This is a genomic window from Saccharomonospora glauca K62, from assembly GCF_000243395.2.
Taxonomy (GTDB): domain Bacteria; phylum Actinomycetota; class Actinomycetes; order Mycobacteriales; family Pseudonocardiaceae; genus Saccharomonospora; species Saccharomonospora glauca.
Genome location: NZ_CM001484.1, coordinates 1393299 through 1418400, shown reverse-complemented (window position 1 = coordinate 1418400; position 25102 = coordinate 1393299). Strand labels below are relative to the sequence as shown.

The following is a 25102-nucleotide window of genomic DNA, read 5'->3' as shown; positions in this document are numbered from 1 at the left end:
GAATTACTCGGCGTAGTCCACCATCGTGGCGTAGGCGACGACGTTGTCGCGGTAGCTCGCCACGGAATGGTCGAAGTCACCGCCGCAGGTGATGAGCCGTAACTCGGCGCCCTCCGTGTCGCCATACACCTTCTCGGTGGGGAACTCGTTCTTCGGGTACTGCTCGACCTCGTTGACGACGAACCTGATCGACGTGCCGTCGGCTCGGTCGACGATCACGTCGTCACCGACCTCCAGGTTGCGCAGTTCGAAGAACACGCCTTTCTGGTTCTGCCAGTCGACATGGGCGGCCAGCACCGAGGGGCCGCGTTCCCCGGGGGTGGGTGACTCGACGTACCAGCCGACGGCCTCCGCCCCCTCGGGCACCTCCAAGGTGTTGTCCGGCTGCAGGCCGAGCCCCACGAACATGTCCGAGTCGACGCCGAGCGCGGGGATACGCAGCCGTTCCGGCGGCGACGGCGGCAGGAACTCCGGGGCTTCCTCCCGGACCTGTTCCGTCCCCGCCTCGGCGTGTCCCGAGATGCGCTCGGTGATACCGCAGCCGGAAAGCAGCAGCAGGAGGGCCAACGCCACCGTTCCCGCCAGTCGGCGAACCGACGGGCGGGAACGGTGAGACGTCACGTCACGCATCGTGGACCTGGTCAGAGCAGGGCCGCCAGCGAGCCGTCACCGGTCTCGACACCGCCGTGCGGCTTCTTGTGGACCTGCTTCTTGTGGTGCTTGTGGTCCTTGTCCTTGTCGTGACCCTTGTCGTGGTCCTTGTCCTTGTCGTGGCCCTTGCCCTTGTCCTTGTCGTGGTCCCAGTCCTTGCCGTGGTCCCAGTCCTTGCCGTGGTCCCAGTCGTCGTCCTCGTCGTGGCCCTTGCCCTGGTCCTCGTCCTTACCGGGGTCCCAGTCCTTGCCGTGATCCCAGTCCTTGTCGTGGTCTTTGTCCTTGCCGTGGCCCTTACCGTGGTCTTCGTCCCCGTCCTGGTCCTTGCCGTGGTCCCAGTCCTTGTCGTGCTCCTCGTCGCTGCGGGCGAACTCGTACTCGGCGCACTCAGTGTCGGACAGCGAACGCACGGAGGTGCCGGTGGCGCAGTCCTCGTCGGTGGAAGCGTTGGTGGTGCCGGAAACGGCCAGCGCGGCGCCGATCGCGATCGCAGTGACGACTGCACCTTTACGGATTGCCATGGTGAGAGTTCTCCTCGGAAATGCTGGTTTCGATCACAACAACGGTGCGCTAATCAAGTACGCTCCGCGCCCGTGTGGATACAGGTTGTGCAGTGGCCGAGATCGGCAATCCTCCTCGCCGCGCGAAACAACCGCGTGAGTGACGTGCGAACCCCACGTCCGGGTAATCGGAGTCCACTTTCTACTGACGGTGGAGGAAGACCCCACTATCGCGGACCGGGGGTCGGATTGCCCCGTCCCGCGGACGGGGATCGCTTCGGGGATGACAGCGGACATGCGAACCGTGCGCACGCTGGCGGAGCTCGCCGAACTCACGCGCTCCGGTGAGGCTCCGTACCTGCGCTACTCACCGGGGCCCGAATCCGATGCCGAGCACTCCAGCACCGACCACGAAAGCGGGCTGACGATGCCGGGGGTGTCGGCGAACCCTCTCACGGCACCGGGATGGTGGACGCTTCCCCTGGAGGATTGGCTCGCCCGGCGCGTGTGCCAGTACCTCCGGGAAGTCGACGAAGGCGCCCGGCCGTGGTTGCTGTCGGGCAGGGAAGTGGACTTCGGCCCCGACAACGAACCACTCCTGGTGGACATCCGGCCGGTCGCGTGGATCGCCCCCGAACTCGTCGAGGAAGCACGCGAGCGCTACACGACCCGACTCAACGCGGGCGCCGCCACCCACCGCGACCACTGACGCCCCACCCCATAGACGGCGTGTCCGCAGGTTGTGCACGCGTGTCCGCAGTCCCCGTACGCGGACCTACCGATCGACGCCGCGGCGAGCGTGCACCAACCGCACCAGACCTCCGGGCACCAGCTCGTCCCGGCGCTCCCACAGGTCGGCGGGCACGGCGGCACGCTCGCTGTGATCCGCCACCACGGCGAACCCGTGGCTGCCGAGCAACGCCACCACACCGTCAGGCGGGAACGTGCTGCGCCACGGCTCCCCTCCCTCCGAAGCCACCACGGACACCGCGCGAACGTAGAGCTCGTCGCGGGTGTCCCGCCCTCGCGGCGGGACGCGGTAGTCGGCGACCAGCTCACTTCCGGGGCACGTACGAGCCAAGTCGGCGAGTATCCGATCGAGTTCACTCCGCCCGAAGTACGGGACTCCACCGAGCCAGCTCACGAACACCGGCCGCGAGGGATCGAGTCCGGCCTCCACCGCACGGTCGAACACCGAGTCGAGGGTCAGGTCGAGTTCGGCATAACGCACGGTGCCGGGAACATCCACACCGGATTCCGAAAGGCGCTGCCGCTTCCATCGTTGCGTACCCGGATGGTCGACCTCGACGACGAGGAGACCGCGAGCGAGCTCCGAGCGCGCGCGCCGAACGTGTCGAGCCCCGCCCCCCACCAACAAGTACTGGTCCACACCACGGTCGACGGCTTCCCGCAACGCGGTCTCGGCGAACCGGCTGCGCACGGTGGCGGTCACCCTGGTGTTGGCCGGGATGGGATGACCGCCCCGCTGCCGGTGATAGCGGATCATCTCGACGCCCGTACTTCCGAGAACACGCTCGGCCACGGTGTCGCGGAAGAGGAAGGGTTCATCGTCGACGGTGAGATGCGCGGCTCGGGCCGCCGCGGACAACAACGCGGTACGGCTCGACTGAAGATCAACTGCCATACCGACAGGCTATTTCAAATCAAAATAATAATATTAAAAAATAACATTTTCCGCAAGGCAAAATTCGTTTCGAACGAATAACCACATCGGTCGCATACGGAGGTCTCCGCAGCGGTGTCAGCCGTCATCGACCGAGTTCCGCCAGCAGACCCCGCACGGCCTCCCGACCGGCCCGGTTCGCGCCCACGGTGCTCGCCGACGGACCGTATCCCACGAGACGCAGTCGCGGCACACCCACCACTCGCGTGCCGTTCATCCGGATGCCCCCGCCCGGTCCGCGTAGCCGCAACGGCGCCAGATGGTCCAACGCCGGGCGGAAACCCGTCGCCCACAGGATCACGTCGGCGTGTTGCCACCGCCCGTCCGGCCACCACACGCCGTGCGGGGTGATACGCGCGAACATCGGCCGCCGCTCCAACAGCCCGGCGTCCCGAGCGGCTCGCACCTCGGGCGTCAACGTCAACCCGGTCACCCCGACGACACTGCCGGGCGGCCTCCCCTCCCGGACCCGCCGGTCGACCTCGGCGACGACTTCGCGCCCGTACTCCGGGGTGAACTCCCCCTCGTGGAAGACCGGGGGCCGCCGCGTGGCCCAGGTGGTGCTGCCCGCGACCTCCGCGATCTCCACGAGCAGCTGCACCGCCGACGTCCCACCACCCACCACGACGACGTCCGCGCCCGCCATCGACGCGGGCCCGGTGTAGTCGGCGGTGTGCAGTTGCCTCCCCCGGAACTCCTCCCTGCCGGGGTAGTACGGCCAGAACGGCTTGTCCCAGGTCCCCGTCGCGTTGATCACGCCTCGGGCGAGCCACGTCTCCCCCGAGGTGACGACGAGGAACCGGCCGTCGGGCACCCGGTGCACGGCACGCACGCTCACGGGCCGCCGGACGGGCAGGTCGAACACGCGCTCGTACTCGGCGAAGTAGGCGGCCATCACCTCGGCGGCGGAGTCGGTGGGCTCGAAGGCGATCTCGGCGAGGCGGAATCCGGGCAGGTCGTGGACACCGTGGACCCGGTTCATCCGCAACGTCGGCCAGCGGTACTGCCAGGCACCACCGGCACGCTTGCCGTGGTCGAGCACCACGAAACCGACGTCGTCGCGCAAGCCCGCACGGTGCAGGAAGTAGGCCGACGACAGTCCCGCCTGTCCGGCACCGATGACGACGACGTCGGTTTCGTGATCAGCCCGCATGCCGAGTGCAACGCCCGATCGAGCGGTCATCTTCCCGAGGAGGGCACACCCGGATGTCGCCCCGCGCACCCGAAACGTGAGTGTGTCCGGGTTCCCGACCACCGTGTCAGCGGCGGCGGAGCAGCCTCCTCACCGCGAGGAAGGCGAAGAGAGCCGCCAGCGCGGCGAGCGCGGGCGCGACGCGCTTGGCGACGGAGGCACCCGCGTAATCGACCAGGTCGATCGGCTCGGCCTCCCTCGGCGTGGAAGCCGTGGGCTTGACGCTCTCCAGCTTCGGCCTTCCGGTGGCCGCATCCGCCCCGGCTCCTCCGGCGGTCTCCGTCGTGGCTCCCGCCGTGGCGCCCTCGGAGGTCTTCGACTCGCCCGCGGCGGTGTCCTCACCCTTGCCCTCGCTCGCCTCACCGAGCATGTCGGCGAGGTTGGCGGCGAAGTTGTCCAGGATCTTGCCGCCGACCTCGGAGATCATGCCGCGACCGAACTGCGCCGGCTTGCCGGTGACGTTGAGATCGGTGGCCACGGCGCCCTTCGTGGAGCCGCCCTCGGCGGTGAGGGTCACGGTCACGGTGGCCGCGGCCGTCCCCGCGCCACGGGAGTCCTTGCCGGACGCCTTGATCACGATCTTGCGCTCGTCGGCGTTCTTCTCGAGGAACTCGCCCGATCCCTTGTACAGCAAGGACACCGGCCCGAGCTTGACCTTCACCGTGCCCTTGAACTTGTCCCCCTCAACGGAGGTGAGGGTCGCCCCCGGCATGCAGGGCGCGACGCGTTCCGGGTCCAGTACCGCCCTCCATACCTCGTCGATGGGCGCCGGAACGGTGAATTCGTGGTCGAGCCGCACGGGCCGACCTCCTTCCTCATGTCCTTCACTGTGCATGGGCCTTGATCACCAAGGCCGTCCCGAGGCCACTGTAACTCGGCGATCACTACCGAACGTGGCCTCGGGAACACAGCCGCGAGGGAGAACTCAGCCGGTGACCGCCGAGGTGAGTGCCCTGCCGGTGAGTACCCGAGCAAGGTGCTGCCGATACTCGGCGTCGGCGTTGTTGTCGGCGGCGGGGCTGGTGCCCTCCGCCGCGCGCTCGGCGGCCGCCCGGATGGCGTCGGCCGTGGCGGGCTGCCCCACCAGGGCTTCCTCGACGGCACGGGCCCGTACCGGCACCGACGCCATGTTGGTCAGGCCGATCCTCGCCTCGGCGATGTTTCCGCCCTCCGTCCGCACGGTGGCGGCCACGGCCACGATCGACCACGCCTGGGCGACGCGGTTGAACTTCTCGTAGTGCGCTCGCCAACCGGTGTGCTTGGGAACCCGAACCTCCACGAGGATCTCGTCGGGACGCATGGCGGTGGTGAAGAAGTCGGAGAAGAACTCCGCCGCCGGGACGGTGCGGGAGCCGTCCATACCCCGCACGACCATGTCCGCGCCCAGCGCGAGGGTCGGTGCCAGGAGGTCACCGGCCGGGTCGGCGTGGGCGAGCGAGCCACCGAACGTGCCGCGATGGCGCACCTGCGGGTCGGCCACGGTAGCCGTCGCTTTGGCCAGCAGCTCCGCGTGGTCGGCGATCAGCGGGTCGTGCAGCACCTCGTGGTGCGTGGTCATGGCGCCGATCACGATGGCGTCGCCGTCGTCGCGCACCCCACGCAGTTCGGCGATCCGGCCGAGGTCGATCAACGTGGTGGGGGCCGCCATGCGCAGGCGCAGCACGGGCAGCAGGCTCTGGCCGCCCGCGATGACCTTGGCGTCCTCCCCCGCCTCGGACAGCGCCCGGATGGCCTCATCCACTGTGGACGGGGCGAGGTAGTCGAACGGGGCCGGGATCACTGCGCACCTCCGTGTTCGGCGTCGATCGAGCCGAGTCCTCCACCGGCCTCGGTGCCGGTGCCACCCGCGGCTCGTTCTCCGGTATGGATCGCCCGCCACACCCGCATGGGCGTGCACGGCATCTCGATGTCGTTCACCCCGAAGTGCCGCACCGCGTCGACGACGGCGTTCACGACGGCCGGGGTGGAGGCGATGGTGCCCGCCTCGCCCACGCCCTTCACCCCGAGCGGGTTGGTGGTCGCGGGCGTCTCGGTGCGCTCGGCGGTGAACGACGGCAGGTCCGCGGCCGAGGGCAGCAGGTAGTCGGCGAACGTGCCGGACATCAGTGTGCCGCTCTCGTCGAACGCGGCCTCCTCGAACAGCGCCTGCGCGATGCCCTGCGCGAGTCCGCCGTGGACCTGCCCCTCGACGATGAGCGGGTTGACCACCGTGCCGACGTCGTCCACACACACGTACTTGCGGATCGCCACCCGGCCGGTCTCGGTGTCCACCTCCACCGCGCACAGGTGGGTGCCGTGCGGGAAGGAGAAGTTCTCCGGGTCGAAGGTCGCCTCGGCGTCGAGCGACGGTTCCACGTCGTCCGGCAGGTCGTGCGCCGCAAACACGGCGAGGGCGATGTCCTGGATGCCGGTGGACCGGTCGGTGCCCTTGACCTTGAACGTGCCACCCGAGAACTCCAGGTCGTCCTCCGAGCACTCCATCATGTGCGCGGCGATGCGACGGGCCTTGGCCACGACCTTCTCGGCGGCCTTCACGACCGCGATCCCGCCCACGGCCAGGGAACGCGACCCGTAGGTGTCGAGCCCCTTGTGCGACGACTGGGTGTCGCCGTGCAGGATCTCCACGTCCTCGAACGGCACCCCGAGCCGGTCGGCCACGATCTGGCTCCAGGCCGTCTCGTGGCCCTGCCCGTGGGGCGACACCCCGGTGATGACCTCCACCTTGCCGGTGGGCAGCATCCGGATGGAGGCGTGCTCCCAGCCACCCGCCGAGTAGTCGAGCGACCCGAGCACCCGCGACGGCGCCAGGCCGCACATCTCCGTGAACGTCGAGACGCCGATACCGAGCTGCACGGTGTCGCCGCGTTCCCGCCGCTCGCGCTGCTCCCGGCGCAGTCCCTCGTAGTCGAACAACTGGAGGGCCTTCTCGGTGGCGGCCTCGTAGTTGCCCGAGTCGTAGGTCAGCCCCGCGACGGTGGTGTAGGGGAACTCGTCGTGGGTGATCCAGTTCTTCCGGCGCAACTCCACCGGGTCCATGCCGAGCTCGGCGGCGAGTTCGTCCATCATGCGTTCGATGGCGTACGTGGCCTCCGGCCGTCCGGCGCCCCGGTAGGCGTCGGTGACGGTGGTGTTGGTGAACACGTTCGTGCACGTGAAGTGGTACGCCGGGATCTTGTAGATCGCGTTGAACATGAACGCGCCGAGGATCGGCACGCCCGGACCGACCAGACTGAGGTAGGCGCCCATGTCGGCGAGCAACTCCACCTTCAGCCCGGTGAGCTTGCCGTCCCGCGTGGCGCAGATGGTGATGTCCTGGAGCTGGTCGCGACCGTGGTGTGCGGCCACCATCGACTCCGACCGCGACTCGGTCCACTTCACCGGCCTGCCGAGCTTTTTGGCTATGAGCAGTGCGAGGAACTCCTCGGGGATCACGGCCAGCTTGCCGCCGAACCCGCCTCCCACGTCGGGGGCGATGACGCGGAGCTGGTGCTCCGGGATACCGAGCGTCAGCGCTGCCAGGGTCTTGGTGATGTGCGGAATCTGGGTGGCCGACCACATGGTGAGCTGCGCGGCCGTCGGGTCCACCACCACGGAGCGGGGTTCCATGAACGACGGGATGAGCCGCTGCTGCCGGAACCGCTTCCGCAGCACGACCTCCGAGTTCGCGATGGCCTGCTCGACGTCATCGCCCGTTCCCGCCTCGGCGGAGTCGAACGTCCACACGGCGCTGCGATTGGTCCCCAGGTCGGCGTGCACGAGCGGCGCGTCCTCGGCGATCGCCGCCTCCAGCCCCAGCACCACGGGCAGCTCGTCGTACTCGACGTCGATCTCGGAGAGCGCGTCGTACGCCTCGCCGGGGCTGCGCGCCACGACGACGGCGATTCCCTCACCCGCGTAGTTGACGGTGCCCTGCGCCAGCATCGGACGCCTCGGCCACTTCATGTCCGGGGTGATGGGCCACGCGCACGGCATGCCGATGGCGCCCTCGGGATCGAGGTCGTCGGCGGTGTACACCGCGACGACACCCGGCATCCGCTCGGCCTCCGACGTGTCGATCCGCGTGATGCGCGCGTGCGCGACGGGGCTGCGCAGCACGGCGAAGTGCACCATGCCGGGCAGGGTGATGTTGTCGGTCCAGCGGGTCCGGCCGGTGATCAGCCGCGCGTCCTCCTTGCGGCGCCGGGCCTTGCCGATCTCCGGTTCCATCGTGGCGGTCATTACTCGGCACCTCCACCCATGCTCGACGCCGTCGCGGTGCCCGTGGTCTCACCGACCCGCTCGGCCGCCGGCCCGGCTCCGGGCCTCATCCGCTCGGCCGCGTCCCGCACCGCCCGGACGATGTTCTGGTAACCGGTACAGCGACAGAGGTTGCCCTCCAATCCCTCACGCACGGCCTTCTCGTCCGGATCGGGGTTTTCGGAGAGCAGATCGAGGGCCTGCATGATCATTCCGGGAGTACAGAAACCACACTGCAGCGCGTGGTTGTCCCGGAACGCCTGCTGCACCGGATGCAGTTCGCCGTCGCGCGCGAGTCCCTCGATCGTCGTGACCTCGGCGCCGTCGGCCTGGACGGCGAGGACCGAGCAGGACTTCACGCTCTGCCCGTTCAGGTGCACGGTGCACGCGCCGCAGTTGCTGGTGTCGCACCCCACCACGGTGCCGACCTTGCCGAGCTGGTTGCGCAGGTAGTGAACGAGAAGTGTGCGCGGCTCGACCTCGTCGGTGTAGCGGGTTCCGTCGACGGTGACGGTGATGCGCATGGGGCCTCCTGTACTGGCTCGACCCGCCGCAGCGGGCCGCGGGTGGAACGGCCTCAGCCGATCATCTCGTGATCGGCCTCACACGCAACCCTGCTACGTCTCCGCGACGACGACAACCCCTGCGGCCGTCGAACCGGTGGGCGCTCCCTCCATCGGGAGGTGACTTTCCAGCGCAGCGACAAAACCCGCGTTTCGCGCCACCGGGACGGGCGATGTCGGCCGCCCCGGTCCCTCGGTGTCCCTCGCTGCCGAGCGGGCGCCCGACTTCCCCCGGCCCGCCCGGTTCCGTAGCGTGCGAGGGAAGGAACGACGATTTTCGGGGGGCGACGATGCCCGACGAAGCCGTCCGGCGAGAGCTGGACAAACCCATCGCGCGGGAGCTGCTGCGCACCGCGCCACTGGCGCGGATCGCCTACCACGGCCCCGACGGATTCCCCCGCGTCGTCCCGGTCGGATTCCACTGGGACGGCACGCACGTCGTGATCTGCACGGTCCCCACCGCCGCCAAGGTCGCCGCGCTCCGCGCCGACGAGCGGGTGGCGCTGACCATCGACACCGCCACCGAGCCACCCCGTGCCCTGTTGCTGCGGGGAACGGCCCGGATCGAGGTTGTCGACGGGGTGCCCGACGAGTACCTGATGGCCAACCGCAAGACCGGTGACCCGGCGCGATGGCGGGTGTTCGAGCAGCAGGTCCGCGACCTCTACGACCGGATGGCGAAGATCCGGGTCACCCCGGTCTGGGCCTGAGCGCTCGACTTCGAGACGACGTTGCCCGGAGCCGTGGAGGAACTCGTTCGGCGCAAGACACCGGAGTGGTCGACCACGCGCTGAGCGGCGCCGAACGGCTCAGCGGTGCCGCTCGGCGTGGATGCGGCCGTCGAGGTCGGACAACCGGCGCCCGCCACCGCCCCAGCGCAGGGCGATGATCTCGGCGGCGATCGACACGGCGGTCTCCTCGGGCGTGCGCGCCCCGAGGTCGAGCCCGATCGGCGACGCGAGTCGTTTCAGCTCGGCGTCGGTCATGCCCGCCTCCCGCAGCCGGCGCATGCGGTCGTCGTGGGTACGGCGCGAGCCCATCGCGCCGACGTAACCGACGTCGAGCCGCAACGCCACCTGCAACACGGGGACGTCGAACTTCGGGTCGTGGGTCAGCACGGTGATCACCGTCCGGCCGTCCACCCGACCGGCCTCGGCCTCGGCGGCCAGGTACCGGTGCGGCCAGTCCACGACCACGCGGTCGGCGTCGGGGAAGCGACTCTTCGTGGCGAACACCGGGCGGGCGTCGCACACCGTGACCTCGTAGCCCAGGAAGGACCCCATCCTCGCCATCGCGGCGGCGAAGTCGATGGCGCCGAACACCAGCATCCTGGGTGGCGGCTCGAACGAGTTCACGAACACGGCCATGCCCTCGCCTCGCCGCTGCCCCTCGGGGCCGTAGTGCAGGGTCGCCGTCCGTCCGGAGGCGAGCAGTCCCCGCGCGTCGTCGGCCACGGCGTCGTCGATCCGGGCCGAGCCGAACCCGCCCGCCACGCGGTCCCGCCACACCAGCATCCGCCTGCCCAGCAACGCCGGATCGGGGTGCTCGACGATCGTCGCCACGGCCACCGGGGTGCCCTCACGCACCGAGGTGACCAGCTCCGGCAGCTCCGGCATCGACTCGCGGTCGACGTGCTCGACGAAGATGTCGATGATGCCGCCGCAGGTGAGTCCCACGGCGAACGCGTCGTCGTCGCTGACGCCGTAGCGTTGCAACACCGGCGTGCGGGTTCGCACGACCTGCTGCGCCAGCTCGTACACCGCGCCCTCGACACAGCCTCCGGAGACGCTGCCCACCACGTCGCCCTCGGGCCCCACCAGCATGGCCGCTCCGGGCGCGCGCGGTGCCGACGAGAAGGTGGCGACCACGGTCCCGACTCCCACGGTCTCCCCCGCCTCCCACCGGCGGTGGAGTTCGTCCAGCACGTCACGCATGTGCGATCTCCCTCAGCAGTCGTTCGAGCGTGGCCAGGCTGTGTCCCGCGAGCAGCCGGTCCACGTGGGGCAGGACCGCGGCGATGCCGGACTGCACGGGCTCGTAGCCCGCGTGCCCGGCGTGCGGATTGACCCAGAACACCCGGTGGGCGAGACGACGCAGCCGGGCGGCCTGCTCACCCAACAAGCGGGCGTCGCCACGTTCCCAACCGTCCGAGAAGACGACGACGGTGGCGCGGCGCGCCATCCCACGCTGGCCCCAGCGGTCGAGGAACACGCGCAGCGTCTCGCCCAGCCTCGTGCCCCCGGCGAAGTCGGCGACCGCGCCCGCGGCGTCGAGCATCGCCCGCTCCGGGTCCCGTTGCCGCAGCTGCCGTGTCACGCGGGTGAGCCGGGTGCCCAACGTGAAGACCTCCACGGCGGAAGGCTCCGCCCGCGCCACGACGTGGGCGAAACGCAGCAAGGCGTCCGCGTAGGGCTTCATCGACCCCGACACGTCCACGAGCAGCACCGTCCTGCGAGGACGCGTCCGCCGCGCGGCGCGGACGAGGCGGCCGGGCTCCCCGCCGTCGGCGAGCATCGCCCGCAGCGTGCGGCTCGCGTCGAGACGACCCCGGCGCGCGGTCCGGTACCGCAGCGACGGCCGGCGCGCGAGCTCAGGGCGCAACGTGTCCAGCAGTTCGCGGAGGTGGCGTCGTTCGGCCTTGGTGAGTTCGGACAGGTCGCGGTGCCGCAGGACTTCGGCGTCACCGGCGGCCACGCTCAACCGCTCGTCCGTTCCCTCCCCCTCGCCGGTTCCCGACGGCTGCGTCACGAGGGCCGCGATCCGCGGCCGCATGGGCACCGGCACGGTGTTGCGTCGCCGCACGGGCGGTTCGTCGCGGAACCAGGCGGCGAACGCCTCGTCGTAGCGGGGCAGGTCGTCGGGTTCGGAGCACAGGGCGACCCTGCCCGCCCAGTAGAGCTGCCGAGGATCGGCGACGTCCACGCGCTCCACCGCGTCGAGATAGGCCCTCACCCGGTGCGCGTCGCAACGCACCCCGGCCTCCCGCAACGCCGCCGCGAACCCGACCAGACCGGGTAGCGGGTCACGCGCCGAGTCGAGCGGAGCCCGCGTGTCCATGTCCTCATTCTCCCGCTCCGGGGGACGGGGGTCCATGTCCACGGCGCCGAAACCCCGTCAACCCAGCAGCGAGTCGAGCGCGGCCCGCACGCGGTCGAGGTCCTCGCTGTACTTCAGCACGGCCCCGAGCGTGACGGCGGCGGAGGCGGCGTCGAGTTCGTCCCTGCCCAGGGCCGTCAGGGCCTGCGCCCAGTCGATCGCCTCGGCCACGCCGGGCGGTTTGAGCAGCTCCAGGGTGCGCAACCGCTGCACCGCCTCGGCGATCTGCCGGGACAGCCGATCGCCGAGACCGGGGACCCGGCGCCGCAGGATCGCGATCTCGCGGTCGAGGTCCGGATGCTCCACCCAGTGGTAGAGGCAGCGGCGCTTGAGCGCGTCGTGGACCTCGCGGGTGCGGTTGGAGGTGAGCACCACCAGCGGTGGGATCTCGGCCCGCACCTGACCGTACTCGGGAATCGTGACGGCGTTCTCGTCGAGCAACTGCAACAGAAACGCCTCGAACTCGTCGTCGGCGCGGTCGATCTCGTCGATCAGGAGCACACACGGCGCGGAGGTGAGCGCTCGCAACAACGGCCGAGCCAGAAGGAACCGCTCCGTGTAGAGGGACTGCTCCGCGGTGGCGGCGTCCAATCGCCCGCCCTCGGCCGCCTCCAGCGCCCGCAAGTGCAGCAATTGCCGGGGAAAGTCCCACTCGTACAACGCCTGTCCCGCGTCGATGCCCTCGTGGCACTGCAACCGGATCAACGGCAGGTCGAGCGCCTCCGCCAGCGCCACCGCCAGCGACGTCTTCCCGGTGCCCGGTTCCCCCTCGCAGAACAGTGGCCGCCGCATGCGCAGGGCCAGGAACGCAGCCGTGGCCACGCCCGTGTCGGCGAGGTAGCCCGACCGTTCGAGGATCTTGGCGAGGTCGTCGGGTGTCTCCGGCAACGTGCCTTCCGTGCCGGGGCCTCCGCTGCTGTCGGCTGTCACACGGCCGAGCCTACTGGGCTCCACTCACGACGGCGGCGTTCCGGCCCCGTCATCCTTCGTCCGCTCTCCTGCCCGGCAAATCGGCCGGCGAGTCGACGTCGGTACCCTCGGACAAATCGCCGCACTCCACGAGCTGGAGGTCGGATCGACCCCGCAACCACTCGCGCGCGCCGACGTCGCCGCGCGTGACGTCGGCGACGTCGGCCCACCACCGGCGGCCGAGCAGCACCGGGTGTCCCGGCACGCCCCCGTAGGTGGCACGGGCCACGGACTCCGGCCCCGCCGTGGCGCGCAGGCGGGAGACGACGTCCGCCCCGACACCGGGGAGATCCACCAGATGGACCAGGACCGCGTCCGGCACCGGCACGAGGTGCGCCAACGTCCGCAGGCCTTCCCGCAGGGAGGCGCTCATGCCCTCCTGCCAGTCCGGCACGTTCACCGTCGTGACCCGACCCGGCAGCAGCGTGCGCACGTCGTCGGCTCGCGCGCCCAACACGACGACGACGGGATCGCAGCCACCCTCGGCCAGCACCCGAACGGCACGGGTCACCAGTGCCTCGCCGTCGACCTCGACGAGTGCCTTGGGCCTGCCGAACCGGCGCCCGGCCCCGGCGGCCAGCAACAGCCCCGCGGTCCTCATGACACCCGCGCCGCGGGAGCGACGGCCAGCTCGGCCTCGATGCGTTCGGCCGTCTCCCGCAAGCGGGGCAACAGACCGGTGCGCACCTCCTCCGGGGAAGTGCGACTCGCGTGCGTCGAGATGTTCACGGCAGCCACCACCTTGCCGTTCTTGTCGTGGAGGGGAACGGCCACCGACCGCAGCCCCTCCTCCAATTCCTGGTCGACCAACGCCCAACCCCGTTCGCGCACCACGTCGAGCTCGGCGCGCAACGCCGAGGCCGAGGTGATGGTGCGCGGGGTCAGTCGGTCGAACGTCGCCGCGTCCAGGTACGCGCGGAGCGCGTCCTCGTCGAGCCCCGCCAGCAGCACGCGCCCCATCGACGTGGCGTGGGCGGGAAACCGTGTTCCCACGTCGATGCTCACGGTCATGATGCGCGACACGGCGACCCTGGCGACGTAGACGATGTCGGTGCCGTCGAGCACCGACATCGAGCAGGATTCCCGCACCTCCGCCGACAGCCGTTCGAGATGCGGCTGCACCACCTCGGGCAGGGACAGACTCGACAGGAACGCGTAGCCGAGTTCGAGCACCTTGGCGGTGAGGCCGAAGTACCGACCGTCCGAACGGACGTAGCCGAGGTCGGCGAGAGTCAGCAGGAAGCGGCGGGCGGCGGCCCGCGTGAGCCCGGTCGTCCTCGCCACGTCACTGAGCGTGAGCCGCGGTGTCCCCGCCCCGAACGCCTTGATCACGGCCAGCCCTCGCTCCAGCGACTGCACGTGATGTGCGGCCCGACCGCTGCCCGACTCCATGATTCCAACCTATCGCGACAAGCTCCCTCCGGAGCCCTTCCATCTCGGAGAGTGAGCGCCGCCCGAGCGGCTTCGGCACTCCGCTCAGGCCTCCAGCACCACGGCGAGTCCCTGGCCGACGCCGATGCAGATGGCGGCCAGTCCCCAGCCACCTCCCCGCGCGCGCAGGTGGTGCGCCAACGTGCCGAGGATGCGCCCGCCCGACGCTCCGAGAGGGTGCCCGATCGCGATCGCGCCGCCGTGGACGTTCACGATGTCGGGGTCGAGTTCGGGCCAGTCGGCCAGGCACGCGAGCGACTGCGCGGCGAACGCCTCGTTCAGCTCCACCGCGGCGAGATCGCCCCACCCGATGCCCGCGCGCTTGAGCGCGATCTCGGCCGCCTTCACGGGCCCGATGCCGAACACGTCGGGATCGACGCCGGCCGCCCCGCGTCCGGCGATCCTGGCCAGGGGAGACGCGCCGATCCGGTCGGCTCCGGCCCGGTCGGCGAGCAGGACCGCCGAGGCGCCGTCGGACAGCGGCGAGGCGTTGCCCGCCGTCACCGTGCCGTCGGTGCGGAAGACCGGCTTGAGCTTCGCGAGTTTCTCAGGCGAGGTGTCGGGCCGGATGCCCTCGTCGCGACGCAGCTCCGTGCCCTTCACCGGCACGACGTGGGCGTCGTAGAAGCCCTCGTCCCACGCCTTCGCGGCGGCGCGGTGACTGCGTAACGCGAACTCGTCCTGCTGGTCGCGGCCGATGCCGTACCGCCGCGCGAGCAGTTCGGTGCTCTCCCCGAGCGAGATCGTCCACTGCTCGGGCATCCTCGGGTTGACCATGCGCCAGCCCAGGGCCGTGGAGTACAGCGTCTCGTTGCCGTTCGGGAACGCCTTCCCCGGCTTGGGCAGCACCCACGGCGCGCGGCTCATCGACTCCACGCCACCCGCGACCGCCACCGACGCCTCGCCGAGCGCGATCTGCCTGCTCACCTGGATGACAGCGTCGAGGCCGGACCCGCACAGGCGGTTGACCGTGCTGCCGGGAACGCTCGTGGGCCACCCCGCGAGCAGGGTCGCCATCCGGGCGACGTTGCGGTTGTCCTCCCCCGCGCCGTTCGCGTCGCCGAACACGACCTCGTCGACGATCTCCGGGTCGAGCTCGTGACGTTCCTCCAACGTCCGCAGCACGTGTGCCGCGAGGTCGTCGGGCCGTACGCCGGACAACGCACCGCCGTAGCGTCCGAACGGCGTCCGCACCGCGTCGAGCACGAACACGTCGGTCATGGTGTGCCTCCTGAGAAGTTCTGGTCGGCTGCCGTTCGCGCCTCGGCGCGGTACGGGCGGCCTCCGCGGTCCCGGTGGTTCCGTCGCCGCCGTCTCGGATACGGGCTCCGGCACATCAGCCACTCCCACCGCAGTGCGGTGCCGCTCAACGTGCCGCTCATGCCACCACTTCGTTCGCATTACGCACAAAAGTTCTGCATGTGAACGTATCAGCGTCGTCAAGAACGGCCGATCCCGTTAAGGTGCAACCGGCATTGCCCGCCCACCACAGGGAGAGGACGACCGCGACGTGAAACCCCGGATCGTGGTGACCAGGAAGATCCCCGAGCCCGCCCTGGAGCTGCTGCGCGAGGCGGGACAGGTGTGGCTTCCCGAACCCGACCACCTGCTGTCCACCGAGGAACTGCACGCCGCCGTCGCGGGCGCCGACGCGGTGGTGAGCACGCTGCAGGACCGGGTGGACGGAGCCTTCGCCGACGCGGCGGGCCCCCAGCTGAAGGTGGTCTCCACCATCGCCGTCGGCTACGACAACATCGACGTTCCGGCGCTGCACGCCCGCGACGTCGTCGTCACCAACACCCCCGGAGTCCTCACGGACGCGACCGCCGACCTGGCCTTCGGTCTGCTGCTGTCGGTGACCCGCAGACTCGGGGAGGGCGAGCGGCTGCTGCGCGACCGCAAACCGTGGCAGTTCCACCTCGGCTTCCTGCTCGGCACCGGCCTGCAGGGCAAGACACTCGGCATCGTGGGACTCGGCCAGATCGGCACGGCCGTCGCCCGCCGGGCACGGGCCTTCGGCATGGACATCGTCTACACCGGACGCCGCCGTGCCGCCGAGGACGTCGAACGAGAACTGTCGGCCCGGTACCTGCCCCTGGAGGAACTGCTGCGTTCCTCCGACGTGGTCTCACTGCACTGCCCGCTCACCCCGCAGACGCGACACCTCATCGACGCCGACGCGCTCGCTTCGATGAAGCCCACCGCGTTTCTGATCAACACCACCCGAGGCCCCGTGGTGGACGAGGAGGCCCTCGCCGAGGCCCTCGCGCGGGGCGTGATCGCGGGCGCGGGACTCGACGTGTTCGAAAAGGAACCCGAGGTCCATCCCGCGCTCCTGGAACTGGAGAACGTGGCCCTCACCCCGCACCTGGGATCGGCCACCACGGAGACCCGCACGGCGATGGCCGTGCTCGCCGCACGCAACGCCGTCGCCGTGCTGCGCGGCGAGGAACCCCCGACTCCGGTGCGGAGCTGACCGTGCGCGTGGTCGTCGCCCCGGACAAGTTCAAGGGCAGCCTCACCGCGGTCGAGGCAGCCGAGGCCATGGCGGCGGGGGTCCGCGACGTCGTCGACGCCCGCGTCGACCGCTGCCCCGTCGCCGACGGTGGTGAGGGCACCCTCGACGTCCTGCTCGCCGCGGGCGGCCGCAGGATCGACGTCGAGGTCACCGGTCCGCTGTCGGAACCGGTCGCCGCGCACTACGTGGTCCTCGACGACCGGGCCTACGTGGAATCGGCCCGTGCCTGCGGGATCGAGTACGTCGACCCGGACCCGCGGACGGCACTGCGCGCCCACACCCACGGCGTCGGCCAACTCGTCCGGCACGCCGTCGAACACGGCGCCCACGGCGTGGTGCTGACGGTGGGCGGCACGGCGAGCACCGACGGCGGCGCGGGCATGCTGCGTGCGCTCGGCGCGACGATCCACGACGCGCGAGGCAATCCGGTGGAGCTGGGAGGCGGAGCGTTGACCTCGGTGGCGACCGTGGACCTCACCGAGGTACGACGGCTGCTCACCGGCGTCGATCTCAAGGTGGCGACCGACGTCACCAACCCGCTGTTGGGTCCCTACGGAGCCGCGGCGGTGTTCGGCCCCCAGAAGGGCGCGGGTGCCGCGGAAGTGCGACACCTCGAAGCGGGCCTGCGCGCCTGGGCGGACGCGCTCACCCGCGCGGGTGCCCGCGAGATCACCGAGGTCCCCGGCGCGGGGGCGGGAGGCGGCGTCGCCGGAGCCGCCATCGCCCTGGGCGCCGAGGTCGAGTCGGGCTTCGAGCTGGTCGCCGCCGTCACGGGAGTCGCCGACGCCGTCCGGGGAGCCGACCTCGTCATCACCGGCGAGGGTTCCCTGGACGCACAGAGCCTGGCCGGGAAGGCCCCGGCCGGGGTCGCCGAACTCGCCCGGCGAGCCGGGGTGCCGGTGGCCGCCGTCGCGGGCCGCATCGTGTTGCCCCCGGACGACCTCACCACGGCGGGGATCACGGCCTGGCGCGCCCTCGTGGACGACGCGGTGTCGAGCGAGGACGCCCTACGGCGAGCGGCCGAGCTGCTGCGCGCCGCGACGGCCTCGGTCGTCCGCTCGATGCGGGCCTACGGCTGAAGCACGATCTTGATAGCGCCGTCGCGCTTCTTCTGGAACATCTCGTAGGCCCCCGGCGCCTCCGTCAGCGGCAGGTGATGGGTGGCGAGGTCCTCGACGCCCAACGGGTCGCCGTCGCCGGTGAGCAACGGCATGATGTCGTCGACCCAGGCACGCACGTTCGCCTGTCCCATGCGGAGCTGGATCTGCTTGTCGAACAAGGTCATCATCGGCAACGGGTCGACCATGCCACCGTACACACCGGACAATGAGATCGTGCCGCCGCGGCGAACGGCGTCGATGGCCGTATGGAGCGCGGCCAGCCGGTCGATCCCCATCTTCTCCACGGCCTTGGCGGCCAGCGGAGCGGGCAACAGCGTCGCCAGCTGCTGGGCCAGCCCCGTCACCGGCGCACCGTGCGCCTCCATGCCCACGGCGTCGATCACCGAGTCGGTGCCCCGACCGTCGGTGCGGTCGCGCACCGCCTCGGCCACGTGCTTGTGCTCCCGCAGGTCGATCGTGTCGACGCCGTACCTGCGCGCCATGTCGAGGCGCTCGTCCACGAGATCGACGCCGAGCACCCTGCCGGCGCCCCGGTGGAAGGCGATTCGCGCGCACATCTGCCCGATCGGCCCGAGCCCCAGGACCAGAACGGAACCCCCGACGGGGATGTCGGCGTACTCCACGGCCTGCCAGGAGGTGGGCACCACGTCGGACAGGTAGAGGAACCGCTCGTCGGGCGGCCCTTCCGGCACCTTGATGGGTCCGAAGTTCGCGAAGGGCACGCGCAGCCGCTCGGCCTGACCACCGGGAACCTGCCCGTAGAGCTTGGTGTACCCCAGCAGCGCGGCACCCTTGCCGTGTTCGGTGACCTGGGTGGTCTCGCACTGCGAGTACAAGTTCCGGTCACAGTAGAAGCAATGTCCACACGAGACGTTGAAAGGCACGACCACCCGGTCGCCCGGTTTGAGGTTCTCGACCTCGCTGCCGACCTCCTCGACGACCCCCATCGGTTCGTGGCCGAGGATGTCGCCGGGGTCGAGGAAGGCACCGAGTACCTCGTAGAGGTGGAGGTCGGACCCGCAGATGCCCGTCGAGGTCACCCTGATCACCGCGTCGGTGGGCTTCTCGATCTTCGGGTCGGGTACTTCCTCCACCCGAACGTCGCGTTTCCCCTGCCAGGTCACGGCCTTCATGGCGTCTCCCTCGCTCGCCCGCCGGCCCGGCGGGTCATCGGTGGTCGCCCCTGTCCGGTGTGCTCGGAAGCGACGTACCACCGATGACCGACGACCAAACGGATCAACCCTGCTGCAGCATCACGGCGAAGTTGAGCTGACCCTCCTCGTCCTGCTGGATGTCGAGCACCTTGTCGTCGAGGAACGTCGCGGCCTGGGGTTCGAGGAAGACCCTGGCACCGCTGTCCGTGCCGAGAACCTGGTCGCCCGCTTCGGGCTCCGAGGCGATCGACAACGCGAGCTGTGCCCCTTCCTCCGTCTCCTCCCGCAGCGCGAACCTCAGCCCGGCGGAGTCCTGCCCGTCCTGGGCGGTCAGAACGTTGATCGCCTCGGCGGCAGCGTCGGTCATGGCGAGCATGTCGGTGTTCCCTTCATTGGAGTACAGCTGCCACTCCCACCGTAGGGGCATTCGCGCCGATTCGCCGCCCCCGCGCCGAGCGGCCGGACTCCCGCGGCGGTCACAGTGCTCGCGCCGCCGTGGTGAGGTCGGCGACGAACGCGGCGTACGCGCGTTCGCGATCGGCGTCTCGGGCTCGGAGCACGGCCGACGGGTGCACGGTCGCGACGGCGAGCGGTGGGTCGTCGATCTCCGGTAGTTCCAGCACCTGTCCGCGCCGGGAACTCACCCGGAAGTCCGGGCCGAACAAGGACTGCGCCGCCGTGGCACCGAGGGCGACCACCAATTCGGGCCGGACGGCGTCCAGTTCGGCCATCAACCACGGCTTGCACGCCACGGTCTGCGACCGAGTCGGTGTCTTGTGGACGCGCCTGCCGCCTTTGGTGTCGAAACGGAAGTGTTTGACGGCGTTGGTCAGATACACGGTGTCCCGGTCGATACCGGCCTCGGCGAGGGCGCGATCGAGCAATCCGCCCGCGGGGCCGACGAACGGTGCCCCCTCGCGATCCTCTCGATCGCCGGGAACCTCGCCCACCATGACGATCCGGGCATGCTCCGGTCCCTCTCCGAAGACCGTCTGGGTCGCGTCGGCGTAGAGGTCGCAACCCCGGCATCCCCTCGCCGCCTCACGCAACGCCGACAGGCTCCGCTCCCGAGGTAGGTAGTTCCGCGCTCCCTCGTGACGCACCACGTGAAACCCCTCGCCCCGAGCGTCGTCGCCGTCAGTTCGGGTCGGCCCCGCGGTCGGTGGCCGAGTCGTCGAGCACACTGACCCACAGCAGGGCGTGCCACAGCGCGTCGAGCCGGGCGAGCGGCTCCGGGTCGGCGGCCACCAGCGAGAGTTGGAACCGTGCGTCGTCGACGTCGCCGTTGAGCTGCGCCAGCACGGCACGCAGCACCGCGCGAAGAGCCGGGTCGACCTCGTCGATGGGGACGTCGTTGTGGTCCGCGTCCACCAGGTCGGCGGTGTAGGTTCCCCGCGGCTGTCCCTCGTCCGCGTCGTCTCGCCGGAGCTCCCTCACCACCGCTGTCACGAGCTCCGCGAGCACGGGCTCGTAGAGGCGGTCGTCGGGAGGGCTGACGACACGTGTGAGCAACGCGGACAGTCCTTCCACGTCGTCACGTCGAACGACCTTCACGAGGCGTTCGGCGAGCCCTCGCACTTCCGCACCCGCCGAACTCACCGTCCGGCCTCCGGGTCCTCGGGAGTACGGGCGTTCACCACCGGTCCGTCCGCTTGGTCCGCGTTCCGCTCCGTCCCCACGCCCCGGCCCTCGAATCGTCCGAAATCCTCGTCCGGCGGCACGGGTTCGGCGTCCACCGCGACGTCGTCGGCCGCGAGGTCGTCCACTGTCTCGTCCAGTTCGTCGTCGGGGGTCGCGGCGACGGGACGCTCGGGGAGATCCGTCTCCCGAACGTCGGGGCGCTCCTGCCGCACGCGTTCGTCGAGGGATTCCCCCTGCTGCTGTTCGAACGGGGTCATGCCGTAGCGATCGGCCTCGCTCCAGTGTTCCGGCGGGTCCATGCCCTCTTCGAGCGGATCGAGCCGCAGCCGATCCTCGTCCAGGTCCTCGGCGCTATTGAGCGCGGCCGGATCGGTCTCGGCGCTGTCCGGCATGCCGGTGTCCTGCGGCGGAGTCACTGGTTCGCCGCCATCACTCATCGGCACCCTCCCTTGCGTGGTCACGTGTTCGCGGAGTGCGAAGTAGAAGTACCGGTGTACCCGGACAGTGGCCCCCTCAAACGCTGTGCAAAGTCCGGGTGAGCAGAACGGGCAAAAGGTTGCGCCACGGACGGCGGCCTTCCTACGGTGGGAAGAGCGGTTGGCACGAGGCAGCCGCGAACCACGGCAGACTTCATCCCCCGCACTTCGTTCACGCCGGGATCTCGAACGTCCGCCCGTGTGCCCTGTCCGAACCGCTACGGAGGGACAACACAGTGCGTAGCACCGACCCGAACACCCTGACCTCCCAGTCGACGCCTGCCGCGCAGCCACGCCCACTGGACAGCCACGGCATGCGCATCGACACCGAACGACGGTCGGGCGACGTGGTGGTGGCGCACGTCTCCGGCGAGGTGGACCTGCTGTCGGCCCCGGAGTTGCGGCAGTGGGTGGAACAGCACACGAGCGCCGGCAACGGGCTCGTGATCGACCTCGACGGTGTCGGATTCCTCGGCTCCGCGGGACTGTCCGTGTTGGCCGAGCTGTCGGAGAAGGCGACGAACGACAAGCTCGCGTGGGCGGTCGTGGCCACCAAACGCGTGGTCCTGCGTCCTCTGGAGGCCACGGGCCTCGTCTCGCAGATGCCCGTCCATTCCGACGTGGACGAAGCCGTGAAGGCCGTCGCCGACACCGAGTGACCGACGACCACCGTCCGTGTCGGATCGGAGCACCCCTCATCGTGGTGACGTGACCGATCACGACGAAACCGATCCGGACTACCGGTTCACCCTCGCCAACGAACGCACCTTCCTCGCCTGGATTCGTACCTCGCTCGGGCTCGTCGCCGGAGGCGTCGCGGTGCACCAGTTGGTGCCGGGCCTGGCCACCGAGTCGGCTCGCACACTCCTGGCGGCGCTGTGCGTCGGCCTGGCCACGTTGCTGTCCGCCCTCGCCTACCCACGCTGGTGGCGTATCCAACGGGCCATGCGCCGCGGGGAGCCGCTGCCCCGCAGTCCACTGCTGCCCGTCGTCTCGGCGGTGGTGCTCGTCATCACCGTGGTGGCGGCCGTCCTGGTGGTGACGGGATGAGCGGCGAACCGGAGCGCGGGCTGCCGTCCGAACGCACGGGACTAGCCTGGCAACGCAGCGCGCTGGGTGCCGGGGCGGTGTCGTTGTTGTTGCTGTACCACACGGCACGCACGGGATGGAGCTCGTTGACCGCCGCCGCGGCGTGCACCGCCCTCACCACGGTGGTCCTCACGGTCGCGGGCGTGAAACGCGACCGGGACCTCCGCCGCGTCACCCCGCCCGCGCCGCCGAGGACGGCTCTCGCCGCCGTGGCGTTCCTGGTGACGGCGGCGGCCGTCCTCGCGCTCGTGGCACTGCCGTGGTGACACCCGGCGGTCGCGGGATCGGTCGGCGCATCCCCTGGTTCGCCGTCACGTCACCACCTAGCATGAAGCCCACGGTCGTGGCCACGGCACCGCTCTCCCGCACCGGTCCTCGTCGCGGCCGACCTCTCGCACGCTCGCCGCCGCTGCCGGACCGACGGCGTTCCCTTGCCGCCCGTGGAGCCGACGATGGACAGTGCCGCCTCCGGTGGTCCGCCCGCCCCCACGTTGACCGTGGAGCAGATCGATCCCGTGGTCCGCGACGCCGCCGAGGGCGACATCCCGGCCCGCCACACGTTGGCCCGCATGATCGCGCCCGTCGTGACGCGGTACTGCCATGCCAAACTGGGCAGGCGCGACTTCGGCTACCTCTGCGCGGACGACGTCGCCCAGGACATCTGCGTCGCCGTGTTGCAGGCCCTGCCGGACTACCACGACCGCGGCGGCTCGTTCCTGTTCGTCGTGAGGGCGATCGCCTCGAACAAGGTGGCCGACGCGTTCCGGCTCCTGGCCCGCGAACGCAGTCGCCCCACCCCCGACCCTCCCGAACGATCGAGCGACGACCGCGACGATCCGGAACCGAGGTCGCTCAACGCCGAACTCGGCAGGGAGCTGAACCGGCTGCTACGCCAACTACCGACCAGGCAACGCGACATCCTCCTGCTCCGCGTCGTCGCGGGGCTGTCCACACGCGAGACCGCGCGAGCACTGGGACTGTCACCGGCCAACGTGCGTACCTCGCAGCACCGGGCCCTGGCCCGGCTGCGCACGTTGGCCGGTGCGCTCCCCTGAGACTCCCCGCGCCGGGCTCCCCTTTCAGCGCGGTGCCGCTTCTCGCAGAGCCGACAACAGTTCCCGCTCGGCCACGTCGAGAAACGGACCCTGGTGCTCCCCGCCGATCTGGACGAGCGCCAGATCGGTGAAACCCGCGGCGAAGAACGGCTCGGCCGCGTCCACCACTCGCTCGACGTCGGCTCCACACGGGATCGAGGCCGCGACGTCGGCTGGGGTCACGAACTGCGTGGCTGCCGCGAACGCCTGCGTTCCCGGCAGTTCGGCGTTGACCTTCCAGCCACCCGCGAACCACCGGAACTGGTCGTGCGCACGGGCCACGGCGGCCTCCGGATCGGAGTCCCAGCACACCGGGAGCTGGCCGATCTTGCGGGACGTCTCGGCGTTCGCCGCGACGCGTTCGGCGTCCCACAACGAACACAACCGCTCCTCCGGTTGCACCGCGATCATCGCGTCGGCCAGCGAGGCGAACCGCCGCACCGACTGGTCCCCCGACACCGCGACACCGACGGGAGGCCGCACCTCCGGCAGGTCCCACAACTTCGCCGAGTCGACCCGGTAGTACTCGCCGTCGAAGTTGGTGTAACCGCCGTCGAACAGGTCGTTGATGATCCGCAGTGCCTCGGCCAGCATGTCGTGGCGCACGTTGACCGGTGGCCATCCTCGGCCCACCACGTGCTCGTTGAGGTTCTCCCCCGCGCCCAGCCCCAGAAGGAACCGGCCCTCGGACAGCAACTGCACGGTGGCGGCCTTCTGGGCCACCACGGCGGGGTGGTACCGCATGATCGGGGCGGTCACGTAAGTCATGAGTTCCACGCGGTCCGTGGCCTGCGCGACCGCACCGAGCACACTCCACGCGTACGGGGCGTGCCCCTGCGAGTCCAGCCACGGCGAGTAGTGGTCGCTCATGACCGCGAAGTCGAAGCCCACCCGCTCGGCACGGACCGCGTGCTCCACGAGAGCACGAGGCCCGGCCTGTTCGGTGAGCAACGTGTACCCCAACCGCACCGTTCCGGCCTCCTTCCGACGGCGAACGGGGCTCGACGCGTCAGGCCGTCGGCTGGAGCTTCTTACGCCGGGCGATCGCCTCGCGACGTTCGGTCTCGTCAAGCCCGCCCCAGACCCCGAACGGCTCCTGCACCGTCAGCGCGTGGTGCCGGCACTGCACGATCACGGGGCACGTCCGGCAGATCTCCTTGGCCCTCGCGACCCGATCGGCGCGCGCGAAACCGCGTTCTCCGTCAGGATGGAAGAACACGGAGCTGTCGAGATTCCGGCAATTGCCGTGTCGCTGCCACTCCCAGACCTCGGCGACCGGGGTGGGCAGGCGAGACGTGTCGGCCATCGGTGGTGTCACCTCCGTGCTTGTACGAACCGCGTCAGTGGGGGCCGTTTACCCCGGTTGCGAGAAGCTCACACCTCAGGTACCCGGACGGAACTCGTCGTCCTCGTCATGGGGGACCACGGCCGCCTGTTCGGCGACATCGGCGGGGTCGGCCTCGATCGGCACGTCCGGCTCGACCGGGTAGTCGACCGTGTCGGTGGCCGGAAGCTGCTGCTCGGTGACGTCCGCCTCGGGGGCGAGGTCGTGATTCTCGGTCATGATCGAGCAGGTACCCCGGTGCCCGAGCTTTCAATCCGGGTCGTTCCTCGTCGGACGCGTCCAACCGGCTTGACTCTCGTCACCTCCGGGGCCATGTCCGCCTACGGCGTGTTACGCATAGAA

Annotated in this window: 30 protein-coding genes; 8 read left to right on the top strand and 22 right to left on the bottom strand. The window is 70.3% G+C overall.

The window, feature by feature from the left end; all coding sequences use genetic code 11:
• Positions 1-3: 3 nt before the first annotated feature.
• Positions 4-630, bottom strand: a complete 627-nt coding sequence (locus tag SACGLDRAFT_RS06835) for a class F sortase (protein ID WP_005463005.1) — start codon at positions 628-630, stop codon at positions 4-6.
• Positions 631-641: 11 nt separating this feature from the next.
• Entirely contained in the window at positions 642-1172 is a 531-nt protein-coding gene (locus SACGLDRAFT_RS06830) for a hypothetical protein (protein WP_005463004.1), read from the bottom strand.
• 262 nt (positions 1173-1434) lie between these two features.
• Between SACGLDRAFT_RS06830 and SACGLDRAFT_RS06825 the strand changes: the two genes are divergently transcribed.
• Entirely contained in the window at positions 1435-1860 is a 426-nt protein-coding gene (locus SACGLDRAFT_RS06825) for a DUF6098 family protein (RefSeq protein WP_005463002.1), read from the top strand.
• Positions 1861-1926: 66 nt separating this feature from the next.
• On the opposite strand, the gene SACGLDRAFT_RS06820 is transcribed toward SACGLDRAFT_RS06825, so the two are convergent.
• From SACGLDRAFT_RS06820 to SACGLDRAFT_RS06795, 6 genes are all read right to left on the bottom strand, one after another.
• The gene (locus SACGLDRAFT_RS06820) at positions 1927-2796 is read right to left on the bottom strand and encodes a class I SAM-dependent methyltransferase (RefSeq protein ID WP_005463000.1); all 870 of its coding nucleotides are present in this window, start codon (positions 2794-2796) and stop codon (positions 1927-1929) included.
• Positions 2797-2920: 124 nt separating this feature from the next.
• Positions 2921-3988: an NAD(P)-binding domain-containing protein gene (locus SACGLDRAFT_RS06815; protein WP_005462998.1), complete on the bottom strand. Its 1068-nt coding sequence runs from the start codon at positions 3986-3988 to the stop codon at positions 2921-2923.
• 106 nt (positions 3989-4094) lie between these two features.
• A complete protein-coding gene (locus SACGLDRAFT_RS06810) occupies positions 4095-4826 on the bottom strand; it encodes an SRPBCC family protein (RefSeq protein WP_005462997.1) in 732 nt (243 codons plus the stop codon).
• Between the two features lie 126 nt (positions 4827-4952).
• Positions 4953-5807, bottom strand: coding sequence for an FAD binding domain-containing protein (locus tag SACGLDRAFT_RS06805; protein ID WP_005462996.1), 855 nt, complete (start codon positions 5805-5807; stop codon positions 4953-4955).
• Complete coding sequence (locus SACGLDRAFT_RS06800; RefSeq protein WP_005462995.1) at positions 5804-8245, bottom strand: xanthine dehydrogenase family protein molybdopterin-binding subunit; 2442 nt, start codon at positions 8243-8245, stop codon at positions 5804-5806. The genes SACGLDRAFT_RS06805 and SACGLDRAFT_RS06800 overlap by 4 nt, the downstream gene beginning before the upstream one ends.
• Entirely contained in the window at positions 8245-8787 is a 543-nt protein-coding gene (locus SACGLDRAFT_RS06795; protein ID WP_005462994.1) for a (2Fe-2S)-binding protein, read from the bottom strand. Before SACGLDRAFT_RS06795 ends, SACGLDRAFT_RS06800 begins: the two co-directional genes overlap by 1 nt.
• A gap of 329 nt (positions 8788-9116) precedes the next feature.
• Between SACGLDRAFT_RS06795 and SACGLDRAFT_RS06790 the strand changes: the two genes are divergently transcribed.
• Positions 9117-9536 carry a pyridoxamine 5'-phosphate oxidase family protein gene (locus tag SACGLDRAFT_RS06790; RefSeq protein WP_005462993.1) on the top strand — a complete coding sequence of 140 codons (420 nt, stop codon included), beginning with the start codon at positions 9117-9119 and terminating at the stop codon, positions 9534-9536.
• Between the two features lie 99 nt (positions 9537-9635).
• On the opposite strand, the gene SACGLDRAFT_RS06785 is transcribed toward SACGLDRAFT_RS06790, so the two are convergent.
• From SACGLDRAFT_RS06785 to SACGLDRAFT_RS06760, 6 genes are all read right to left on the bottom strand, one after another.
• A complete protein-coding gene (locus SACGLDRAFT_RS06785) occupies positions 9636-10760 on the bottom strand; it encodes an XdhC family protein (protein ID WP_005462992.1) in 1125 nt (374 codons plus the stop codon).
• Positions 10753-11883, bottom strand: coding sequence for a vWA domain-containing protein (locus SACGLDRAFT_RS06780; protein WP_040918692.1), 1131 nt, complete (start codon positions 11881-11883; stop codon positions 10753-10755). The genes SACGLDRAFT_RS06785 and SACGLDRAFT_RS06780 overlap by 8 nt, the downstream gene beginning before the upstream one ends.
• Before the next feature lie 57 nt (positions 11884-11940).
• A complete protein-coding gene (locus SACGLDRAFT_RS06775; protein ID WP_005462990.1) occupies positions 11941-12852 on the bottom strand; it encodes an AAA family ATPase in 912 nt (303 codons plus the stop codon).
• A 49-nt stretch (positions 12853-12901) separates the two neighbouring features.
• A complete protein-coding gene (locus SACGLDRAFT_RS06770; protein ID WP_005462989.1) occupies positions 12902-13492 on the bottom strand; it encodes a nucleotidyltransferase family protein in 591 nt (196 codons plus the stop codon).
• Positions 13489-14283 (bottom strand): IclR family transcriptional regulator, encoded by a 795-nt coding sequence (locus SACGLDRAFT_RS06765; protein WP_005462988.1) that lies wholly within the window; start codon positions 14281-14283, stop codon positions 13489-13491. The genes SACGLDRAFT_RS06770 and SACGLDRAFT_RS06765 overlap by 4 nt, the downstream gene beginning before the upstream one ends.
• Before the next feature lie 84 nt (positions 14284-14367).
• Positions 14368-15543 (bottom strand): thiolase family protein, encoded by a 1176-nt coding sequence (locus tag SACGLDRAFT_RS06760; protein ID WP_005462982.1) that lies wholly within the window; start codon positions 15541-15543, stop codon positions 14368-14370.
• 289 nt (positions 15544-15832) lie between these two features.
• On the opposite strand from SACGLDRAFT_RS06760, the gene SACGLDRAFT_RS06755 reads away from it, so the two are divergent.
• Together SACGLDRAFT_RS06755 and SACGLDRAFT_RS06750 are read left to right on the top strand one after the other, a co-directional pair.
• A complete protein-coding gene (locus tag SACGLDRAFT_RS06755; RefSeq protein ID WP_005462980.1) occupies positions 15833-16798 on the top strand; it encodes a 2-hydroxyacid dehydrogenase in 966 nt (321 codons plus the stop codon).
• Between the two features lie 2 nt (positions 16799-16800).
• Positions 16801-17919 carry a glycerate kinase gene (locus SACGLDRAFT_RS06750; protein WP_005462978.1) on the top strand — a complete coding sequence of 373 codons (1119 nt, stop codon included), beginning with the start codon at positions 16801-16803 and terminating at the stop codon, positions 17917-17919.
• Here SACGLDRAFT_RS06750 and SACGLDRAFT_RS06745 read toward each other — a convergent pair.
• The 5 genes from SACGLDRAFT_RS06745 to SACGLDRAFT_RS06725 form a co-directional block, all read right to left on the bottom strand.
• A complete protein-coding gene (locus tag SACGLDRAFT_RS06745; protein WP_005462974.1) occupies positions 17910-19094 on the bottom strand; it encodes a zinc-dependent alcohol dehydrogenase in 1185 nt (394 codons plus the stop codon). The two genes, SACGLDRAFT_RS06750 and SACGLDRAFT_RS06745, sit on opposite strands and share 10 nt — an antisense overlap.
• Before the next feature lie 103 nt (positions 19095-19197).
• Positions 19198-19491 carry an iron-sulfur cluster biosynthesis family protein gene (locus SACGLDRAFT_RS06740; RefSeq protein ID WP_040919664.1) on the bottom strand — a complete coding sequence of 98 codons (294 nt, stop codon included), beginning with the start codon at positions 19489-19491 and terminating at the stop codon, positions 19198-19200.
• Positions 19492-19591: 100 nt separating this feature from the next.
• Positions 19592-20221: a UdgX family uracil-DNA binding protein gene (locus tag SACGLDRAFT_RS06735; protein ID WP_005462972.1), complete on the bottom strand. Its 630-nt coding sequence runs from the start codon at positions 20219-20221 to the stop codon at positions 19592-19594.
• A gap of 31 nt (positions 20222-20252) precedes the next feature.
• Entirely contained in the window at positions 20253-20714 is a 462-nt protein-coding gene (locus SACGLDRAFT_RS06730; RefSeq protein ID WP_005462971.1) for a hypothetical protein, read from the bottom strand.
• Positions 20711-21193, bottom strand: a complete 483-nt coding sequence (locus tag SACGLDRAFT_RS06725) for a hypothetical protein (RefSeq protein WP_005462970.1) — start codon at positions 21191-21193, stop codon at positions 20711-20713. Before SACGLDRAFT_RS06725 ends, SACGLDRAFT_RS06730 begins: the two co-directional genes overlap by 4 nt.
• A 275-nt stretch (positions 21194-21468) precedes the next feature.
• Between SACGLDRAFT_RS06725 and SACGLDRAFT_RS06720 the strand changes: the two genes are divergently transcribed.
• From SACGLDRAFT_RS06720 to SACGLDRAFT_RS06705, 4 genes are all read left to right on the top strand, one after another.
• Positions 21469-21891 (top strand): STAS domain-containing protein, encoded by a 423-nt coding sequence (locus SACGLDRAFT_RS06720; protein WP_005462969.1) that lies wholly within the window; start codon positions 21469-21471, stop codon positions 21889-21891.
• A 49-nt stretch (positions 21892-21940) separates the two neighbouring features.
• Complete coding sequence (locus SACGLDRAFT_RS06715; protein ID WP_005462962.1) at positions 21941-22282, top strand: YidH family protein; 342 nt, start codon at positions 21941-21943, stop codon at positions 22280-22282.
• Positions 22279-22587 (top strand): DUF202 domain-containing protein, encoded by a 309-nt coding sequence (locus tag SACGLDRAFT_RS06710; RefSeq protein ID WP_005462961.1) that lies wholly within the window; start codon positions 22279-22281, stop codon positions 22585-22587. Before SACGLDRAFT_RS06715 ends, SACGLDRAFT_RS06710 begins: the two co-directional genes overlap by 4 nt.
• A gap of 186 nt (positions 22588-22773) precedes the next feature.
• Positions 22774-23376 (top strand): sigma-70 family RNA polymerase sigma factor, encoded by a 603-nt coding sequence (locus SACGLDRAFT_RS06705; protein WP_005462959.1) that lies wholly within the window; start codon positions 22774-22776, stop codon positions 23374-23376.
• A 24-nt stretch (positions 23377-23400) separates the two neighbouring features.
• On the opposite strand, the gene SACGLDRAFT_RS06700 is transcribed toward SACGLDRAFT_RS06705, so the two are convergent.
• The 3 genes from SACGLDRAFT_RS06700 to SACGLDRAFT_RS06690 form a co-directional block, all read right to left on the bottom strand.
• Entirely contained in the window at positions 23401-24384 is a 984-nt protein-coding gene (locus SACGLDRAFT_RS06700) for a TIGR03557 family F420-dependent LLM class oxidoreductase (RefSeq protein ID WP_005462957.1), read from the bottom strand.
• A gap of 40 nt (positions 24385-24424) precedes the next feature.
• Positions 24425-24721, bottom strand: a complete 297-nt coding sequence (locus tag SACGLDRAFT_RS06695; protein ID WP_005444655.1) for a WhiB family transcriptional regulator — start codon at positions 24719-24721, stop codon at positions 24425-24427.
• A gap of 75 nt (positions 24722-24796) precedes the next feature.
• On the bottom strand, positions 24797-24979 hold the full coding sequence (locus SACGLDRAFT_RS06690) for a hypothetical protein (RefSeq protein WP_005462955.1): 183 nt from the start codon (positions 24977-24979) through the stop codon (positions 24797-24799).
• Positions 24980-25102 lie beyond the last annotated feature (123 nt).

Bases quoted from the DNA above. Each gene is read 5' to 3' on its own strand.
- SACGLDRAFT_RS06835 (WP_005463005.1), bottom strand. From the start codon at position 630: ATGCGTGACGTGACGTCTCACCGTTCCCGCCCGTCGGTTCGCCGACTG.
- SACGLDRAFT_RS06830 (WP_005463004.1), bottom strand. From the start codon at position 1,172: ATGGCAATCCGTAAAGGTGCAGTCGTCACTGCGATCGCGATCGGCGCC.
- SACGLDRAFT_RS06825 (WP_005463002.1), top strand. From the start codon at position 1,435: ATGACAGCGGACATGCGAACCGTGCGCACGCTGGCGGAGCTCGCCGAA.
- SACGLDRAFT_RS06820 (WP_005463000.1), bottom strand. From the start codon at position 2,796: ATGGCAGTTGATCTTCAGTCGAGCCGTACCGCGTTGTTGTCCGCGGCG.
- SACGLDRAFT_RS06815 (WP_005462998.1), bottom strand. From the start codon at position 3,988: ATGCGGGCTGATCACGAAACCGACGTCGTCGTCATCGGTGCCGGACAG.
- SACGLDRAFT_RS06800 (WP_005462995.1), bottom strand. From the start codon at position 8,245: ATGACCGCCACGATGGAACCGGAGATCGGCAAGGCCCGGCGCCGCAAG.
- SACGLDRAFT_RS06795 (WP_005462994.1), bottom strand. From the start codon at position 8,787: ATGCGCATCACCGTCACCGTCGACGGAACCCGCTACACCGACGAGGTC.
- SACGLDRAFT_RS06790 (WP_005462993.1), top strand. From the start codon at position 9,117: ATGCCCGACGAAGCCGTCCGGCGAGAGCTGGACAAACCCATCGCGCGG.
- SACGLDRAFT_RS06785 (WP_005462992.1), bottom strand. From the start codon at position 10,760: ATGCGTGACGTGCTGGACGAACTCCACCGCCGGTGGGAGGCGGGGGAG.
- SACGLDRAFT_RS06780 (WP_040918692.1), bottom strand. From the start codon at position 11,883: ATGGACACGCGGGCTCCGCTCGACTCGGCGCGTGACCCGCTACCCGGT.
- SACGLDRAFT_RS06770 (WP_005462989.1), bottom strand. From the start codon at position 13,492: ATGAGGACCGCGGGGCTGTTGCTGGCCGCCGGGGCCGGGCGCCGGTTC.
- SACGLDRAFT_RS06765 (WP_005462988.1), bottom strand. From the start codon at position 14,283: ATGGAGTCGGGCAGCGGTCGGGCCGCACATCACGTGCAGTCGCTGGAG.
- SACGLDRAFT_RS06760 (WP_005462982.1), bottom strand. From the start codon at position 15,543: ATGACCGACGTGTTCGTGCTCGACGCGGTGCGGACGCCGTTCGGACGC.
- SACGLDRAFT_RS06745 (WP_005462974.1), bottom strand. From the start codon at position 19,094: ATGAAGGCCGTGACCTGGCAGGGGAAACGCGACGTTCGGGTGGAGGAA.
- SACGLDRAFT_RS06740 (WP_040919664.1), bottom strand. From the start codon at position 19,491: ATGCTCGCCATGACCGACGCTGCCGCCGAGGCGATCAACGTTCTGACC.
- SACGLDRAFT_RS06725 (WP_005462970.1), bottom strand. From the start codon at position 21,193: ATGAGTGATGGCGGCGAACCAGTGACTCCGCCGCAGGACACCGGCATG.
- SACGLDRAFT_RS06710 (WP_005462961.1), top strand. From the start codon at position 22,279: ATGAGCGGCGAACCGGAGCGCGGGCTGCCGTCCGAACGCACGGGACTA.
- SACGLDRAFT_RS06705 (WP_005462959.1), top strand. From the start codon at position 22,774: ATGGACAGTGCCGCCTCCGGTGGTCCGCCCGCCCCCACGTTGACCGTG.
- SACGLDRAFT_RS06695 (WP_005444655.1), bottom strand. From the start codon at position 24,721: ATGGCCGACACGTCTCGCCTGCCCACCCCGGTCGCCGAGGTCTGGGAG.
- SACGLDRAFT_RS06690 (WP_005462955.1), bottom strand. From the start codon at position 24,979: ATGACCGAGAATCACGACCTCGCCCCCGAGGCGGACGTCACCGAGCAG.